This is a genomic window from Pararhizobium sp. DWP1-1-3, assembly GCF_049896125.1.
In the GTDB taxonomy this organism is placed as follows: Bacteria; Pseudomonadota; Alphaproteobacteria; order Rhizobiales; family Rhizobiaceae; genus Pararhizobium.
The window spans coordinates 777,543-793,851 of the sequence record NZ_JAFCTR010000001.1 but is presented as its reverse complement, the minus strand read 5'-3'; the positions used below and the strand labels follow the sequence as shown (position 1 = coordinate 793,851).

At 60.6% G+C, this 16,309-nt stretch carries 11 protein-coding genes and 1 pseudogene; 6 read left to right on the top strand and 6 right to left on the bottom strand.

The window, feature by feature from the left end; translation table 11 throughout:
* Positions 1–18: 18 nt before the first annotated feature.
* Together ACP7BS_RS03860 and ACP7BS_RS03855 are read left to right on the top strand one after the other, a co-directional pair.
* Positions 19–1,362, top strand: a complete 1,344-nt coding sequence (locus tag ACP7BS_RS03860) for a glycosyltransferase family 4 protein (protein WP_426236225.1) — start codon at positions 19–21, stop codon at positions 1,360–1,362.
* Positions 1,332–2,105 (top strand): HAD-IIB family hydrolase, encoded by a 774-nt coding sequence (locus tag ACP7BS_RS03855; RefSeq protein WP_426236223.1) that lies wholly within the window; start codon positions 1,332–1,334, stop codon positions 2,103–2,105. Before ACP7BS_RS03860 ends, ACP7BS_RS03855 begins: the two co-directional genes overlap by 31 nt.
* Positions 2,106–2,195: 90 nt before the next feature.
* Here ACP7BS_RS03855 and ACP7BS_RS03850 read toward each other — a convergent pair.
* The 3 genes and pseudogenes from ACP7BS_RS03850 to recA all read right to left on the bottom strand — a co-directional run bounded on the left by ACP7BS_RS03850 (position 2,196) and on the right by recA (position 7,195).
* Positions 2,196–3,049 (bottom strand): annotated as a pseudogene (locus ACP7BS_RS03850) (AraC family transcriptional regulator).
* Positions 3,050–3,214: 165 nt separating this feature from the next.
* Positions 3,215–5,878, bottom strand: a complete 2,664-nt coding sequence (gene alaS / locus ACP7BS_RS03845; protein WP_426236221.1) for an alanine--tRNA ligase — start codon at positions 5,876–5,878, stop codon at positions 3,215–3,217.
* A gap of 225 nt (positions 5,879–6,103) precedes the next feature.
* The gene (recA, locus tag ACP7BS_RS03840) at positions 6,104–7,195 is read right to left on the bottom strand and encodes a recombinase RecA (protein ID WP_113318207.1); all 1,092 of its coding nucleotides are present in this window, start codon (positions 7,193–7,195) and stop codon (positions 6,104–6,106) included.
* A gap of 248 nt (positions 7,196–7,443) precedes the next feature.
* On the opposite strand from recA, the gene ACP7BS_RS03835 reads away from it, so the two are divergent.
* Positions 7,444–8,391, top strand: a complete 948-nt coding sequence (locus ACP7BS_RS03835) for a carbohydrate kinase family protein (RefSeq protein WP_426236219.1) — start codon at positions 7,444–7,446, stop codon at positions 8,389–8,391.
* Between the two features lie 32 nt (positions 8,392–8,423).
* Entirely contained in the window at positions 8,424–9,347 is a 924-nt protein-coding gene (locus ACP7BS_RS03830) for a pseudouridine-5'-phosphate glycosidase (RefSeq protein WP_426236217.1), read from the top strand.
* 49 nt (positions 9,348–9,396) lie between these two features.
* Here the strand turns inward: ACP7BS_RS03830 and ACP7BS_RS03825 are convergent, their stop codons facing one another.
* The gene (locus ACP7BS_RS03825) at positions 9,397–10,470 is read right to left on the bottom strand and encodes a D-alanine--D-alanine ligase family protein (RefSeq protein ID WP_426236216.1); all 1,074 of its coding nucleotides are present in this window, start codon (positions 10,468–10,470) and stop codon (positions 9,397–9,399) included.
* A 248-nt stretch (positions 10,471–10,718) separates the two neighbouring features.
* Positions 10,719–13,319 (bottom strand): cell cycle histidine kinase CckA, encoded by a 2,601-nt coding sequence (cckA, locus tag ACP7BS_RS03820; protein WP_426236214.1) that lies wholly within the window; start codon positions 13,317–13,319, stop codon positions 10,719–10,721.
* Between the two features lie 336 nt (positions 13,320–13,655).
* Between cckA and ACP7BS_RS03815 the strand changes: the two genes are divergently transcribed.
* Positions 13,656–14,684: a flagellar biosynthetic protein FliO gene (locus ACP7BS_RS03815; RefSeq protein ID WP_426236212.1), complete on the top strand. Its 1,029-nt coding sequence runs from the start codon at positions 13,656–13,658 to the stop codon at positions 14,682–14,684.
* 112 nt (positions 14,685–14,796) lie between these two features.
* Here ACP7BS_RS03815 and dksA read toward each other — a convergent pair whose 3' ends face one another.
* Positions 14,797–15,216: an RNA polymerase-binding protein DksA gene (gene dksA, locus ACP7BS_RS03810; protein ID WP_426228226.1), complete on the bottom strand. Its 420-nt coding sequence runs from the start codon at positions 15,214–15,216 to the stop codon at positions 14,797–14,799.
* A gap of 497 nt (positions 15,217–15,713) precedes the next feature.
* On the opposite strand from dksA, the gene ACP7BS_RS03805 reads away from it, so the two are divergent.
* Positions 15,714–16,244: a SixA phosphatase family protein gene (locus ACP7BS_RS03805; RefSeq protein WP_426236210.1), complete on the top strand. Its 531-nt coding sequence runs from the start codon at positions 15,714–15,716 to the stop codon at positions 16,242–16,244.
* Positions 16,245–16,309: the final 65 nt, after the last annotated feature.

The following is a 16,309-nucleotide window of genomic DNA, read 5'->3' as shown; positions in this document are numbered from 1 at the left end:
GATCGTGAACCTTTTTAAATGACTGTTTCTACCGAGAGAACCCAACCGCTTCTTCCGCGCATCGCGCTGGTTTCAACGCATGGATATGTCGCCGCGGAACCACCGCTTGGCGCTGCCGACACGGGCGGTCAGGTCGTCTATGTCATCGAACTCGCCCGCAAGCTGGCGCTGCTCGGTCATCAGGTCGATATCTACACGCGCCGGTTCGAGGACCAGCCGGAATTCGACGAAGTCGATGACCGCGTCCGCGTCATTCGCATCCCCTGCGGCGGCAATGACTTCATTCCGAAGGAATATCTCTATAGGCACCTAATGGAATGGTGCGAAAACGCTGTGCGCTTCATTCGCAAGAACAATTTTACCTACACGCTGATCAACAGCCACTACTGGGACGCCGGCATTGCCGGACAACGGTTGTCCGAAGCGCTTGCCGTTACGCATATCCACACGCCGCATTCGCTGGGCATGTGGAAAAAGAGCCAGATGGAGACGGATTATCCGGACAAGGCGGCCGAGTTCGACAAGGAATTCAACTTTTCCGAACGCATCAAGCATGAGCTGATCATCTACCGCTCCTGCAGCATGGTGATTGCCACGACGCCGATTCAGGTGGAAATGCTGGTCAACGACTATAATCTGCCGCGCGACCGGGTGCACATGATCCCGCCCGGCTACGACGACAACCGCTTCTTCCCCGTATCGAGGGCAACGCGCGAAATGGCCCGCCAGCGCTTTGGTTTCGAGGGCAAGGTTGTGATGGCTATGGGGCGTCTGGCCACCAACAAGGGCTACGACCTCCTGATCGACGGCTTTTCGGTGTTGGCCGAGCGTGTGCCGGAAGCGCGGCTGCACCTGGCCGTCGGCGGCGAAAATATGGACCCACAGGAGGCAGGCATTCTCGCCGAGCTGAAGGCGCGCGTAGCCTCGCTGGGCCTTGAGGACAAAGTCGTCTTTTCCGGTTTCGTGGCCGACGACGACCTGCCGGATTTTTACCGCGCCGCCGATATTTTCGTGCTGTCGAGCCGCTATGAGCCGTTCGGTATGACGGCGATTGAAGCGATGGCCAGCGGCACGCCGACTATCATCACCATTCATGGCGGATTGTTCCGCGCCGTCAGTTATGGCCGCCACGCGCTGTTTGCCGATCCGTTCGACAAATACGACCTGGGCATCACCATGATGAAGCCGCTGAAGCACGAGCGGCTCTACGGCCGCCTGTCGCGCATGGGCGCTCATAAGGCCCGCAGTCTGTTTACCTGGACCGGCATTGCCCAGCAGCTGATCGGCGTCGTCGAAGGACGGCCGATGCCGCAGGCAATGGATGACAACGAATGGGCGGAACCATGGACGGATGGAGATTGAAGCGCGTCCGGCTGTTCTGCAGCGACATAGACGGGACGCTGGCAGGAAACACGGATGCAGAGGCAAGATTTGGTCAGGCATGGCAAAGCCTCAGCCCGGACGAGCGGCCGCTTCTGGTGCTCAACAGCGGCCGGCTGATCGCCGATCAGAAGGCCTTTGTCGCCACGACGGCATTACCGAGGCCGGATGTCTATATTGGCGGCGTCGGCACGATGCTCGACCACGAAAAGGAACCGTCCCATGGCCCGGCCTATTCCAGCTCCATCGGAGCGGGTTTCGACCGTGAGAGAATTGCCAAGGCGCTTGCCGGTATCACCGGCATCGCCGTCCAGCCCGACGCCTACCAGCATGCGCAGAAATCCAGCTGGTATCTGATGGACGCCGATGCGGTAACCCTGGCTGGCATCGAGGAACGGCTGGCGAGCGCTGGCATTGCCGCGCGCCTGGTCTATTCCAGCAACCGCGATCTCGACATCTTGCCCGACGGCGTCGACAAGGGGGCCGCCGTCTCCTGGCTCTGCCGCCAGCTTGGCCTGTCGCATGACGATGTCGTGGTGGCCGGCGATACCAACAACGACCGCAGCATGTTCGAACTGCCGGGCGTGCGCGGTATCGTCGTATCCAATGCTTTGGCAGAATTGAAGGCCATCGCGGAGCATCGGCCGGAGATCTACAGCGCCCAGGGTTCCGTCGCCGATGGCGTGCTCGAGGGGCTTGTGCATTGGGGTGTCCTTAAAAAGTAATCCCCGCGCTTCAACCAGCCGAATTTCATTAGCCAGCTCATGAAATAGAATACCCGGCATCGCGATTTCAACGCCGGGTCCTGCTAACTGCTATTTCAACGGCAGATGAATGTCGGTCAACAGGCCCGTCGGTGCGGCATCTCGCGGGTTGTTGACATATTCCTCGAACATCACGGTATCGCGGACTTCCCGGCCCGATTGCGGCAGCCATGTGCCATAGAGCCACTGATAGGCCTTGTGCATGTCGGCGTAGGGCCCCTTGTGGCGCAGGACCGCATAGTCGCCGCCATCCAGATGCTGTCGAACCAGCGGCTCGTCCGCCGGCACATGCTCGCCTTCGGTCACGCAGGCAAACGAACGCAGCTTGTCCTCCGCCACCAGATCCGGGTCGTCCAGATAGAGGCCGACCATCTTCATCACCGGCCTGTAGAGCCCGCGCGCCTGTAGCGTGCCGCCCAGCGTTTCGAAAGCCCGGCCAATGCCCATATAGGAGCCGGTATGGCTGACCCCGACCAGTTCACGGGGGAAAATCGTTATCATCGTAACAGGATACATGTCGCCAAATCCTTTGCCGTTTGCCGATTGAAAGACCGTGTGGCTGCCCTCTCTCCGGTAGCGGGCCGGTGGTATGCCGAACACCGATTTGAAAATCCTGTTGAAGGATTGGAGATTGGGATAGCCGGTCCGTCTTGCGATTTCCTCGACAGAAAGAGGGGTGCGCACCAGATCACCCGCCGCCCGGTGCAGCCGCAACCGCTTGACGGTCGCCGCCAGCGTCTCGCCGTGCACGGGGCCCGGTAGATCCGGTGCCAATGATGCGGCGATAGGCACGCAATATCCGAGAGCCGATCGAGATCGAGCTCCTCGTCCAGGTGATCGTGAATATAGGCCGATACGCGCCGCAGACGCTGCTCGTAAACCGCCCAGATGCTGTCTTCCTTCATGCCGATCCTCATACAAGCCGAACAACCAGACAGAACCACATCCGCATTTGACAAATCCTGCGGAGTTGGCGCGCACGATTTGAGCAGGAGAAAAAACGATTGGGCAAAGAAAAACCGGGCTTTTCAGCCCGGCTTCTCAAATACTGTCATGAACCGGAAGCCGGATTACCCGGCCAGTGCCGCAGCAACAGCATCGATCGCTTCCGCAGCCTTGCTGCCATCCGGGCCACCGGCCTGCGCCATGTCGGCACGGCCGCCGCCGCCTTTGCCGCCGAGCGCTGCAGAGGCGACACGAACCAGATCGACGGCGCTAAACCGCGACGTCAGATCGGCGGTCACCGCAACAACGGCGCTCGCCTTGCCGTCTGCGGAAACGCCGACGAAGGTGACGACGCCGGAGCCGAGGCTCGTCTTGCCGTCATCGGCGAGACTCTTCAGGTCCTTCGGCTCGACGCCGGTGACCACCTTGCCGAGGAAATTGACCCCGCCGATATCCTGGATCTGATCGGCAGCACCACCGGCGCCGCCGCCGCCGAGCGCCAGCTTCTTCTTCGCCTCGTTCAGTTCGCGCTCCAGCTTGCGGCGCTCATCCATCAAGGCTTCGACGCGGGTCAGAACGTCGGCCGGTTGAACCTTGAGCGTCGTTGCCAAGGTCTTGACCCGCTCGTCCTGTTCGTTGAGATAGGCAAGTGCCGACACCCCGGTCAAAGCTTCCAAACGGCGAACGCCCGCACCGACGGCGCTTTCGCCGACGATCCGCACCAGGCCGATCTCGCCGGTGGCGCCGACATGGGTGCCGCCGCAGAGCTCGACGGAGTAGGGCCGGTTGGCCTTGGCGCCATGGATGCCCTGCCCCATCGACACGACACGCACTTCATCGCCGTATTTTTCGCCGAACAGCGCCATCGCACCCTCGGCAATCGCGTCATCGACGCTCATCAGCCGCGTCGTCACCGGGCTGTTCTGCACGATGATCTCGTTGGCCATGTCCTCGACGATCTTCAACTCCTCGGGCGACATCGGCTTGGGATGCGAGACGTCGAAACGCAGGCGTTCGGGCGCAACCAGTGAGCCCTTCTGGGCAATATGGGTTCCCAGCACTTCGCGCAGCGCTTCATGCAGCAGATGCGTGGCCGAATGGTTGGCACGCAGGCGCGAGCGTCGGGCGTGATCGACCGTGAGTGCGGCAGCGTCGCCAACCTTGACCGTTCCGTCTTCCACAACACAGGAGTGCACGAACAGGCCTTCGCCGCGCTTCTGCACGTCGGTCACCGTCAGCTTGGCGTGATCGGTCGAGATGACGCCGGTATCGCCCATCTGGCCGCCGGACTCGCCGTAGAATGGGGTCTGGTTGAGCACCAGCTGCACTGTGTCCCCCTTCGACGCGGTTTCGATCGCCTTGCCATCGGCAACGATCGCCTGAACCACGCCCTCGGCGGTCTCGGTGTCATAACCGAGGAATTCGGTGGCGCCGAGCTTTTCCTTCAGCTCATACCAGATCGTTTCCGTTGCCTTGTCGCCGGAACCGGACCATGAGGCGCGGGCCTCCGCCTTCTGTCGTTGCATGGCTGCGGTGAAAGCCTCGGTATCGACGCCGATACCGCGGGCGCGCAAGGCGTCCTGCGTCAAATCGAGCGGAAAACCGAACGTGTCGTAAAGCTTGAAGGCGGTATCGCCGTTCAGCTGGTCACCTTCGACCAGATCCGTCGTTGCATCCGACAGCAGGCCGAGACCACGCTCCAGCGTCTTGCGGAAACGGGTCTCTTCCAGCTTCAACGTTTCCGAAATCAGCGATTCCGCCCGGACAAGTTCGGGATAGGCGCGGCCCATCTGGCCGATCAGCGCCGGCAACAGCCTCCACATCAACGGGTCACGGGCGCCCAGCAGCTCCGCATGGCGCATGGCGCGGCGCATGATCCGGCGCAGCACATAGCCACGGCCTTCCTTCGACGGCAGAACGCCGTCGGCAATCAGGAAGGCGGACGCGCGCAGATGGTCGGCAATGACGCGGTGGCTGGCGCGGTGATCGCCTTCAGCCTTGACGCCCGTCGCCTCTTCCGAAGCTGCGATCAGCGCGCGGAAAAGGTCGATATCGTAATTGTCATGCTTGCCCTGCAGCAGGGCCGCAACACGCTCGAGGCCCATGCCGGTATCGATCGACGGACGCGGCAGGTCGACCCGTTCTTCCTTCGTCACCTGCTCGTACTGCATGAAGACGAGGTTCCAGATTTCGATGAAGCGGTCGCCGTCTTCATCCTTGGAGCCGGGAGGGCCGCCCCAGATATGATCGCCGTGATCGTAGAAAATTTCAGAACAGGGACCGCATGGACCGGTATCGCCCATCGCCCAGAAATTGTCGCTGGTGGGAATACGGATGATCCGGTCGTCGGTCAGGCCGGCAATCTTCTTCCACAGGCCGAAAGCCTCGTCGTCCGTGTGATAGACGGTGACCAGCAGGCGTTTGGCGTCGATACCATACTCCTTGGTGATCAGGTTCCAGGCAAGCTCGATCGCCCGCTCCTTGAAATAATCGCCGAAGGAGAAATTGCCGAGCATTTCGAAGAAAGTGTGGTGACGCGCGGTATAACCGACATTGTCGAGGTCGTTGTGCTTGCCGCCGGCGCGCACGCATTTCTGCGCGGTCGCAGCCGTCGAGTAGGGGCGCTGCTCAAGGCCGGTGAAGACGTTCTTGAATTGCACCATGCCGGCATTGGTGAACATCAGGGTCGGGTCGTTGCGCGGAACCAGCGGGCTCGACGCTACGACTTCATGGCCGTTCTTCTTGAAGTAGTCGAGGAACGTCGACCGGATTTCATTCACGCCGCTCATATTGCGCCCTTATCTCTTGCATCGGACCGTCCGCGACCTGCCTGGCCGAACCGCGAACCGGAAACTTTTGAAAATTGCGGATCACCGGACATCCGCCGATCCTCTCCCGCCCCATGGGAACACAGGCTTTTATCGTCAGGGCCAATCCCTGTCCAGACGGCAAAAGAAAACCGGCCGCCCTTGGAAAGGGCGGCCGGCAAACATGATGTCGAAAATCAAGCGATCTTATGCCAGAGCGGCATCGTCATCCTCGTCTCCGGCTTCCGGGCCGCCATTCTCAAGGAATTTCTCGGCGATCAAGCCTGCATTCTGGCGCAGCGACAGTTCGATCTCCTTGGCCGTATCGGGATTGTCGCGCAGGAACATCTTGGCATTCTCGCGGCCCTGGCCGAGGCGCTGGCTGTTATAGGAGAACCAGGCACCGGATTTTTCAACGATGCCAGCCTTGACGCCGAGATCGACCAGTTCGCCGGTCTTCGACACGCCTTCGCCATACATGATGTCGAATTCGACCTGCTTGAAGGGCGGCGCCATCTTGTTCTTGACGACCTTGACGCGCGTCTGGTTGCCGATCACCTCTTCGCGATCCTTGACGGCGCCGATACGGCGGATGTCGAGGCGAACGGAAGCGTAGAACTTCAGGGCGTTACCGCCTGTCGTCGTTTCCGGCGAACCGAACATGACGCCGATCTTCATGCGGATCTGGTTGATGAAGATGACCATGCAGTTCGACTTGGAGATCGACGCGGTCAGCTTGCGCAGCGCCTGGCTCATCAGGCGGGCCTGGAGGCCGGGAAGGCTGTCGCCCATTTCGCCTTCGATTTCAGCGCGCGGCACCAGTGCAGCAACCGAATCGATGACGAGTACGTCGATGGCGCCGGAACGCACCAGCGTATCGGTGATTTCCAGGGCCTGTTCGCCGGTATCCGGCTGCGAGATCAACAGGTTTTCGAGATCGACGCCAAGCTTGCGGGCATAGACCGGATCCAGCGCATGTTCCGCATCGACGAAGGCGCAGATGCCGCCCTTCTTCTGGGCTTCGGCAATGGTCTGCAGTGCCAGCGTCGTCTTGCCCGAGCTTTCCGGTCCATAGATTTCGATGACGCGCCCCTTGGGCAGTCCGCCGATACCAAGCGCGATATCCAGGCTCAACGATCCCGTCGAAACGGTTTCGATTTCGACAATGCTGTCTTTTCCACCGAGCTTCATGATCGATCCCTTGCCGAACGAACGTTCGATCTGGGAAAGTGCCGCTTCAAGTGCCTTGCTTTTATCCACCGATTTGTCCTCTACAAGCCGCAAAGAGTTTTGTGCCATGTGATCCACCTTTAAGTTATGGAAGCTGTTGAGGCAATGAAGTCGCCGATGAAAGCTATGTACACTTTTTGTTCTCATTTTGCAAGAGCCATCTATGAACTTGATTTATCAACATAAACGGATGCGTGTTCTTTTCTTGTTCCAGGCCTCGTTCGACAGATTCCACAATCGGTGGAAATGACTGAAACAAAAAGCGGATCAACATCATAGCGCAACGAATCGCCAGGGATCGGCACACGGGAAAACGCATGACAGGCAGACAAGTTTCCATCTTCGGCGGCGCGCATATCGACCGCCGGGCCCGTATCTTCGGCACCACCGTGCCGGGATCGAGCAATCCGGGCAGCTGGTTCGAGGAGGCCGGCGGCGGCGGCTTCAACGCGGCCCGCAATCTGGCGCGGCTTGGACATGACGTTCGCATGATCAGCCCGCGCGGCGGCGATGCCGCCGGCGAGACGGTGGCCAGGGCGGCAAGCGAAGCCGGCGTTATCGATTGCCCCTTCATCTTCCTCGATCGCAAGACGCCAAGCTACACGGCCATTCTCGAAAATGACGGCAATCTGGTCATCGCGCTGGCCGACATGGAGCTTTACCGGCTGTTTTCTCCCAGGCGATTGCAACAGAAGGCCATGCGCGAAATCATCTCGGCAAGCGATCTGATCGTCACCGATGCCAACCTGCCCGAAGAGACGCTGACCGGTCTGGTTGCCCGGGCAAACGCCGGAACAAAGCCGATCGCCGCCATCGCCATTTCCCCTGCGAAAGTCGCGCGGCTGGTGCAAAGTCTGCCCGGGCTCACCTTCCTGTTCATGAACGAGGCGGAAGCGCGGGCACTGACGGGCCGCGACAGCGCGGAAGCCGCAGAATGGCCTGTTCTGCTCAAGGCGGCCGGCCTGACCGGCGGCGTCATCACCCGCGGCGGCAAGCCCGCAATCGCCTTTCAGAACGGGCGAACCGTTACGGTCGCACCGCCGCAGCTTGACGCGCTGGCCGACGTCACGGGCGCTGGCGATTCGCTCGCAGCCGGGTTCCTGTCGGCATTTGTCCAAGGCGAACCGCTCGACATATGCCTTCGCTCCGGCGTTGCCGCTGCCGGCATCACCGTCCGGTCGCCACTGGCCGTATCGGAAAAAATGTCGCGGGCAATGCTCAAAGAAGCAATTCGACTTGTGCCGCCAGCCGAAATCCTGTCATGAACGCGCCTTAAAAAGCCAAACAAGGATCCGCGATGACCAAGCCCTTCTCCCCCCTTCTGCCGATGGAATATTCCAGCGAAGTCGCGGCCGCCAAGGCACGCGGCGCAGCGATCGTCGCGCTGGAATCCACCATCATCACCCATGGCATGCCTTTCCCGGGCAATCTCAACATGGCCCGTAGCGTCGAAGCGATCATCCGCGAGGAAGGTGCCGTCCCGGCAACAATCGCCGTCATCGACGGTGTCCTGCATATCGGCCTTGAAGATGCCCAGCTGGAAGCGCTGGCGCAGACGCAAGGCGCCATGAAGCTGTCGCGCGCCGATCTCGCCTTTGCGATCGCCGAGCGCCGCACCGGCGCCACCACGGTGGCCGCAACGATGATTGCAGCGGCGCGCGCCGGCATCCGCGTGTTTGCCACCGGCGGCATCGGCGGCGTGCATCGCAAGGCCGAAGAAAGCTTCGACATCTCCGCCGACCTCGACGAACTGGCCCGCACCGGCGTCATCGTCGTCTGCGCCGGCGCAAAAGCCATTCTCGACATTCCAAAAACCCTGGAAGTTCTGGAAACGCGCGGCGTTCCGGTCGTCACCTATGACAGCGACATCTTTCCGGCCTTCTGGTCGCGCGACAGCGGCCTGAAGAGCCCGCTGATGCTGAACAGCCCGGCAGCAATTGCCAATTTCCAGAGGATGCGCGACCTGCTCGGCGTCGATGGCGGCATGCTGATTGCCAATCCGGTACCGGAGGCCAACGAAATCCCGCGCGACGAAATGGAAATCTACATCACCCGGGCACTGGACAATGCCGCGCGCGACGAGATTTCCGGCAAGAAGGTCACCCCCTACCTGCTGGACAGCATTTTCGGCCTGACCGACGGCCGCAGCCTCGAAACCAATATCGCCTTGGTCGAGAACAATGCCCGGCTTGCGGCCGAGATTGCCGTCGCTCTGGTCTGAATTCAAACTACCATCGAAAATCGGGGGCTGGCAGCCAGCCCCCGCAATGTCAGCCCTGCCGCCCTGCCCGCGCAAAACCATGTTCGACCAGCCTGTCGATGATGTCGGCATAGGCAATTCCGCTGGCGGCCAGAGCCTTGGCATACATGCTGATATCGGTAAAACCGGGGATCGTATTGACCTCGTTGACGACGGCGCTGAGGTCGGGACGCACGAAAAAGTCGATGCGGGCCATGCCGTCGCATCCGAGCGCCCGGAAAGCCCCTTGCGCCATTGATCTGAGCTTTTGCGCAACGTCATCCGGCAGTTGAGCCGGAATGCTGAGAATGGCACCGTCCGGATCGATGTATTTGGCATCATAGCTGTAGAAGCCGTGGCTACCGGCGGGAGTGATTTCTCCTGGACGAGAGGCGATGAGCGTGCCGTCGGCCTGTTCGAGAATGCTGAATTCGATCTCGCGCCCCTGAATGAACTCCTCGACGAGGATTTTCTGATCATGGCGGAAGCCTTCCGCGAGGGCAGCAAGAAATTCGCCTGCCGTTTGAGCCCTGCTGACGCCAACCGACGAGCCCTGCCGGGCAGGCTTGACGAACACCGTCGATCCCAGCGCCGCGACGACGTCATCGAATGAGGGTGCGTCGCCCTGATGGAAAGTCAGTGAACGCGCCACCGGCAATCCGGCTTCGTTCAGCAGGCGCTTGGCCACATCCTTGTCGATGGCGGTGGCCGAACCCAGAATTCCGCACCCGGCAAACGGCACCATGGCAACCTCGGCAAGCCCCTGCACAGAGCCATCCTCGCCATGCGGCCCATGCAGAACCGGAAAAAGAATATCGATCGGCGGCAGTTCGCGGATGGATTGGTCCTCGGGAACGATGACAAGGCGGCCACGGCCCCCGGGTAAAAGGCAGACCTGTGTACTCGCGGCTGGCAGCGGATCCGGCAAGGCTCCATCGCGCAGCTGATGCAGAAGCCATTTCCCCTGGCGGTCGATCAGAATCGGCACGACGTCGTATTTTTCAGCATCGAGCGCCTTGAAGACATTGCGCGCAGACAGAACAGAAACATCATGTTCGGCAGAACGGCCACCAAAGAGAACAGCAATTCTCAGCTTTGAATTCATTCGAGCGCTCGCAAGATCGGAGGATGGGACGCTACGTTTGGGCAAACAGACCACACAACCTGTCAGACTCAAACGCAGCGCGTGGCACCTGAAGATGCAATTGCGAAACAGGCCTTTTTAGGACAGCAGCAACCCGGCCCAAAAAATATCCCGGCGCGAGGTTAACGCCACAGAGATCAGCCGATCGGTGGCCGCGCTCAACCGGGAACGGCAGATCCCGAATCCTGCCGATGGCCAGCAGTTGCAGATCAGCTGTCGAGCATTTCCCGCACGGCGACGGCAAGCTGTTTGAGCGAAAACGGCTTCGGCAGGAAGCCGAATTTGGCGTCGGCCGGCAGATTTCTCGCAAAAGCATCCTCGGCATAACCGGAGACGAAGATGAACTTCAGGTCCGGATAGGTTTTGCGGATTTCCTTGAGCAAAGTCGGCCCATCCATTTCCGGCATGACGACATCGGAAACGACGATATCGACGGCGCCGTTCAGCTCCGCCATGACCTCGAGAGCTTCGACACCGGAACCGGCCTCGTGCACCGTATAGCCGCGGGTTTCCAGCATGCGCTTGCCGCCGCGGCGCACGGCCTCTTCGTCTTCCACCAAAAGAACCACCGCCGAGTTTCCGGTCAGGTCGGTCGGTTCCGGCTTGGCCGGGGCTTTTGCGGCCAGTGCTGCCGCCGCCTGCGCCTCGCCGGCTTCGCCCGGCAATGGCGGCTCTTCGATGTAGCGCGGCAGGAGAATACGGAACGTCGTTCCCTTGCCGACTTCGGATTCCGGATAGATGTAGCCGCCGGATTGCTTGATGATGCCGTAGACCATCGACAGCCCAAGCCCGGTACCCTTGCCGACCTCCTTTGTGGTGAAGAAAGGTTCGAAGATCTTGTCGAGGATTTCCGGCGGAATGCCGGTGCCCTGGTCGGACACCTCAACCATCACATAATCATCTTCCGGCAGTTCCCGGACGTTGAACGATGCGACTTCGGCAGCGGGCAAGTTGCGGGTGCGCAAGGTGATGACGCCGCCATTGGGCATGGCGTCGCGCGCATTGACGGCCAGATTGAGCACCACCTGTTCGAACTGGCCGAGGTCGGTGCGCACCGGCCAGAGATCACGGCCGTAATCGACCTCAAGCTTGACGTTGGTGCCGGTCATCCGGTCGACCAGCATGCGCAGGTCGCCGAGGACATCGGTCATCGACAGCACGGTCGGCCGCATCGTCTGCTTGCGCGAAAAGGCCAGAAGCTGACGCACCAGCACCGCCGCGCGGTTGGCGTTGCGCTTGATCTCCATCAGATCAGCAAAACTGGCGTCCGACGGCCTTGCAGACAAAAGCAGATGGTCGGAGGAGAGCAGGATCGCCGTCAGCACATTGTTGAAGTCATGCGCGATGCCGCCTGCAAGCGTGCCGACCGCATTCATCTTCTGCGTCTGCGCCATCTGGGTTTCGAGTGCCTTCTGCTCGGTGATCTCGACGGCATAGACGATCGCCGCCTCTTCCGGCGCCTGGTCGCTCTGGTCGATGACCGCATGCACATAGAAGCGGAAATGCCGTGCCTCGTCGGTCGGGTGCAGCGAATCGATCGGTGCGATGTCGCCCTGCCGGTCCTTGGCGGCGTCCAGCGCATCGCGCAGTCGCGTCTGGTCGGTACTGTGAACGAAAGCTTCCAGCAATGCGCCGTGCTCCATATCGTCCTGCGAGACGACGGCGGAGAACAGCTTGAGGAACGGCGCGTTGGTGCGCAGAATCCGGCCGTCGCCATCGACGGAGGCGATGGCCATCGGCGTATTGTTGAAGAAGCGGGTAAAGCGCATCGCGGCGATCGATGCCGACTGATCGCTTTCGTCGTCGTTCGAACGGGCAAGTACGATCGTTCGGCTTTCGCCGGGGGCACCGTCGCGCGCCGAGGAAACCCGGTGCACCATGCGCACGGCAAAACTCTGGCCATTGGCCTTGCGCAGATCGAGATCGAGCGTCTTGGTCTTTTTCAAGCCGGGTTCGGCCTGCACCGACTGAACCAGGGCCAGCCCCTCGCCTGCGACGAGATCGGCGATCGTCATCGATCCCGGCTGGAACTTGGTCAAATCCAGGCCAAGCCAATCGGCGAGCGTGGCGTTGACGTAGAAAATCTCGCCCTTCTTGCCGGCCGAAAAGAAGCCGGCCGGCGCGTGGTCGAGATAGTCGATGGCGTTCTGCAATTCCTTGAAGAATCGCTCCTGATCGTCGCGCTCCGAGGTGATGTCGGAAATCTGCCAGATATAGAACGGGTTGCGGTCGCCATCCTCGAGTGGCAGCACGCGGGCTTTCAGACGGAACCAGTGGGCGCCGGAACCGGCCGAACCGCCGCTCGAGCGCAGCGGCTTCAACAAGCGGAACTCCTCGTGTCCGGCCTTGCCCTCGTGCAGGCCGTTGGTCAGCCGGTAGATCGCCTCGGTTGCTTCGCGGTTGCGCGACAGGATGGTTTCGAGCGACTGGATTTCGGTGGCCTTGGTGGCCCCGGTCAGCGCACCATAGGCTGCATTGGCATAGATGATCCGGCCCTTGCGGTCGGTCACCAGCGTGCCGTCCTGATGACCGTCGAGGAAGGCGCGCGCCAGTTCGTCCGGGCGCGACTGCGGCATCACCTCGATGAAGCCGATCACCGAGGACACCAGGAAGAAAATGCCGACCATGGCCAGCACCCCGAGAATGCCGAGGACGATCTGGTTTTCCAGCTGATTTTTGAAAATGACGAAGCCGACGGCCGACGCGGTCAGCACGATGGCGAGCAGAATGATCCGCAGCACCGTTCCGGGCCGCGTTCCACGGTCTACAATCGGCATGTGATAGTCACCTGCCTGCCGCAATTTCGTCATAAGGCCCTCGTTTTTAGACCGTGCCGTGCACGTCCGGAATGAACGCGCAGGTTTGGTCTCTATGCTCAGATCAACGGCAGCCGGGGCGAATCTGCATCCCGTGCCGGCGGACCGCGAAACACCGAGCAAGAATCATCTTTAACAGCCACAGGGAAGAGCAGAAAGCATCTCTGTGAAAGGCATTGCGGTCAATTCACAGGGAATGTCCCGCAAAACCTCGCCGAAGCTGGAAACAGCGCTACATTGGCGCTAGGACAATGACCGGCACTGTTTGTTGCGACCCGAAAAAAGCTGTCAAATCGGCATGGGTCGCGGGTTTACGAAGGAGTACAGCACATGATTGAAATGGTTGGCAACAACGGTACCCGTTTCATCATTGCGGCGGGCGCTGTGGCTCTTGCCCTGCTTTGCCTGGTCGGGGTGCTCCGGTTCATGCGCAACAGGCCGTCCTCGCCGTTCATTCGCGGCGGCAAGAACCGCCAGCCGCGGCTTGCCGTGCTGGATGCGGCAGCGATCGATACGCGCAGGCGGCTCGTGCTGGTGCGGCGCGACGATGTCGAGCACCTGATCATGATCGGCGGACCGACCGACGTCGTGATCGAAAGCCGGATTGCATCGACGGCCCAGCCACAGATGCCGGCTGCCATTGCTCAGCCGCCGGCCGATGCTGCCATTGGCGCACGCCCGGTCACAGAGCGTTCGGTCGCAGAGCGCCCGATCACCGAACGGCGTCCTGCACCCCAGCCAGAAGTCAAACCGGCGCCGGTGTCGGCAATGGGTCAGGTTCTTTACGGTGAAGGCGCCGATGTCTCCCTGCCACCGGCGCGGGCCGTCCAGCCGATGCAACCACGAACCGATACCGTCACACCACGCCAAGCTCTTCCCGAGCGGACTATTCCGGTTCAAGCTCAGGTTCGACCGCAACCCGTGTCGATCGAGACGGCCAGATCACCAGAAGATATTTTGGATGCTGCACGATCGCGGGTGCTGGCGGCAAATCAGTCCGTCACCGCAGAGCGGCCGTTGCCCCAGACACCTGCCGTTGCAGTCGCCGCGGCAACGCAGGCGCAACCCGTTCCAAGCTTGGCGGGTGCTCAAGCTCAGCCAGATGCCAAAGCTCAAAAGGACGCGACCGCCCTTGAGTTCGAACGTATTCTCGATGCCCAGATCACCGGCGACCTTGGCAAGCTGAGCGCCGACCCTGTCCGTATCGACGGCGAAAAGCGTGCAAGCGCTCCCGTAGCCAATCCGGCAGGCCGTCAGGAGCCGCGGCTGGGCGCGGTGCAGGGCAACCGCCCGGAACCGTCGCTGGAAGACGAAATGAACCGGATGCTGAACGAGATCGCCGAAAACCGTAAGAATTGAGCTGGTTGCGGATATCGCGGCCTCAATGCCGCGTTTGGCCAAGCGACAACACCACCAAAACAAAAAACGGCGCGATCATCTCGCGCCGTTTTTCATGTTTGAACCGGAACGATTACTCGTCGCGGTAGACTTTTTCCCGACGCTCGTGACGCTCCTGCGCCTCGATCGACAAGGTTGCGATCGGCCTTGCGTCAAGACGCTTCAGTCCGATCGGTTCGCCGGTTTCCTCGCAGTAACCGTACGTTCCCTCGTCAAGCCTTTGCAGGGCCGCATCGATCTTGGAGATCAGCTTGCGCTGCCGGTCCCGTGCCCGAAGCTCGATGGCCCGGTCGGTTTCCGACGATGCTCTGTCTGCAAGATCGGGGTGGTTTGCACTTTCCTCGGCCAGGTGCCCAAGTGTTTCCCGGGCCTCACGGAGGATGTCGTTTTTCCAGGCGTTCAGCTTTGCTCTAAAATATGCACGCTGGTTAGTATTCATGAATTCCTCAGTCTCAGACAAGACATAGGAACTAAGATCGATCTTCTCACTCAACGCGATTCTCCTGAAGAACATCTCATGTGCGGCGGTGTATAGACCCATGCACGCGCCGTTTCAAGTCTTTGAAAAACAGCCCACCGTTTTTTAAGCCTTGCTTACTTGAGAGGCTAACAGGCTAATATTTCATCAAAATTAAAGATTTCAGATTTTTCTCGAAATTGTTTTGCTGCAGACATCCGGCAGCCGGCACCAAAGCTGCATCTCAGCGGCAGCGAAATTTCGGACAACGCATATTTCGCGTTCTCCACGGCACAAGAAATAGGCAGATGTTTTTTCTTCCTCTTCGTGCCAACAGCACTGTGCGTTCCCCCTTGCTGCACTGGCCGTAAAAGGATCCGGCAATATCCATCGCGACGACTGAAAAACGGATCGCCACCGCTTGATCTTTCGACGGTCCCGGCGGACAAAGCGCATACGGAACCGAACAACAGACGCCGCTGCCCGGATCGAGATGGCGTTCGGGCGGCAATGCTATCTCTAGGATATTTCCCATGCCCGCTGCGGTTGCTGCTGTTTTTCGACTGTACCTTCTGCGGCATGCCAAGGCCGCCTGGGCGCTTCCAGGCCAGAAGGATTTCGACCGGACGCTGGATGATACGGGCTTTGCCGACGCCGAGATCGTCGCCGGCATGGCGGCGGACGGCGGCATGCGGCCGGATCTCGTTCTCTGCTCGACCGCCCTGCGCTGCCGCCAGACGGCGGATGCCTTCCGGCGCGCGATGACAGAAGATCTGGATATCCGCTATGTCGATGAACTCTACGCCGGTGGAGCGAGTGTCTATCGCAACGTCATCGGCAGCCAGGATTCTGGCCTTTCAGCGCTGATGGTGGTCGGGCACAATCCGGTGATCGAAGAGATCTTGCGCGAAATTCTCAGCGAGGAGGCTGCAATCGAGGCCGCCCCGGCCGGTTATCCTCCCGGCGCGCTCGCCGTCATCGACTTCGATATGCGGCCGTCCGCTGACATGCTGCCGCCAGGGACTTTGACCGCATGGCTCGATCCGGACAGTCACGGCAGGTGAACGCTGTTCGCCAACCGTCTGCCGCAACCTTTATTCGGCCGCCCCGGCGCACTATATCGCAGATG

Excerpts from the sequence above, each read along its gene's own strand:
- ACP7BS_RS03860 (WP_426236225.1), top strand. The coding sequence starts at position 19 with ATGACTGTTTCTACCGAGAGAACCCAACCGCTTCTTCCGCGCATCGCG.
- ACP7BS_RS03855 (WP_426236223.1), top strand. The coding sequence starts at position 1,332 with ATGGGCGGAACCATGGACGGATGGAGATTGAAGCGCGTCCGGCTGTTC.
- alaS (WP_426236221.1), bottom strand. The coding sequence starts at position 5,878 with ATGAGCGGCGTGAATGAAATCCGGTCGACGTTCCTCGACTACTTCAAG.
- recA (WP_113318207.1), bottom strand. The coding sequence starts at position 7,195 with ATGGCACAAAACTCTTTGCGGCTTGTAGAGGACAAATCGGTGGATAAA.
- ACP7BS_RS03835 (WP_426236219.1), top strand. The coding sequence starts at position 7,444 with ATGACAGGCAGACAAGTTTCCATCTTCGGCGGCGCGCATATCGACCGC.
- ACP7BS_RS03830 (WP_426236217.1), top strand. The coding sequence starts at position 8,424 with ATGACCAAGCCCTTCTCCCCCCTTCTGCCGATGGAATATTCCAGCGAA.
- ACP7BS_RS03825 (WP_426236216.1), bottom strand. The coding sequence starts at position 10,470 with ATGAATTCAAAGCTGAGAATTGCTGTTCTCTTTGGTGGCCGTTCTGCC.
- cckA (WP_426236214.1), bottom strand. The coding sequence starts at position 13,319 with ATGACGAAATTGCGGCAGGCAGGTGACTATCACATGCCGATTGTAGAC.
- ACP7BS_RS03815 (WP_426236212.1), top strand. The coding sequence starts at position 13,656 with ATGATTGAAATGGTTGGCAACAACGGTACCCGTTTCATCATTGCGGCG.
- ACP7BS_RS03805 (WP_426236210.1), top strand. The coding sequence starts at position 15,714 with ATGCCCGCTGCGGTTGCTGCTGTTTTTCGACTGTACCTTCTGCGGCAT.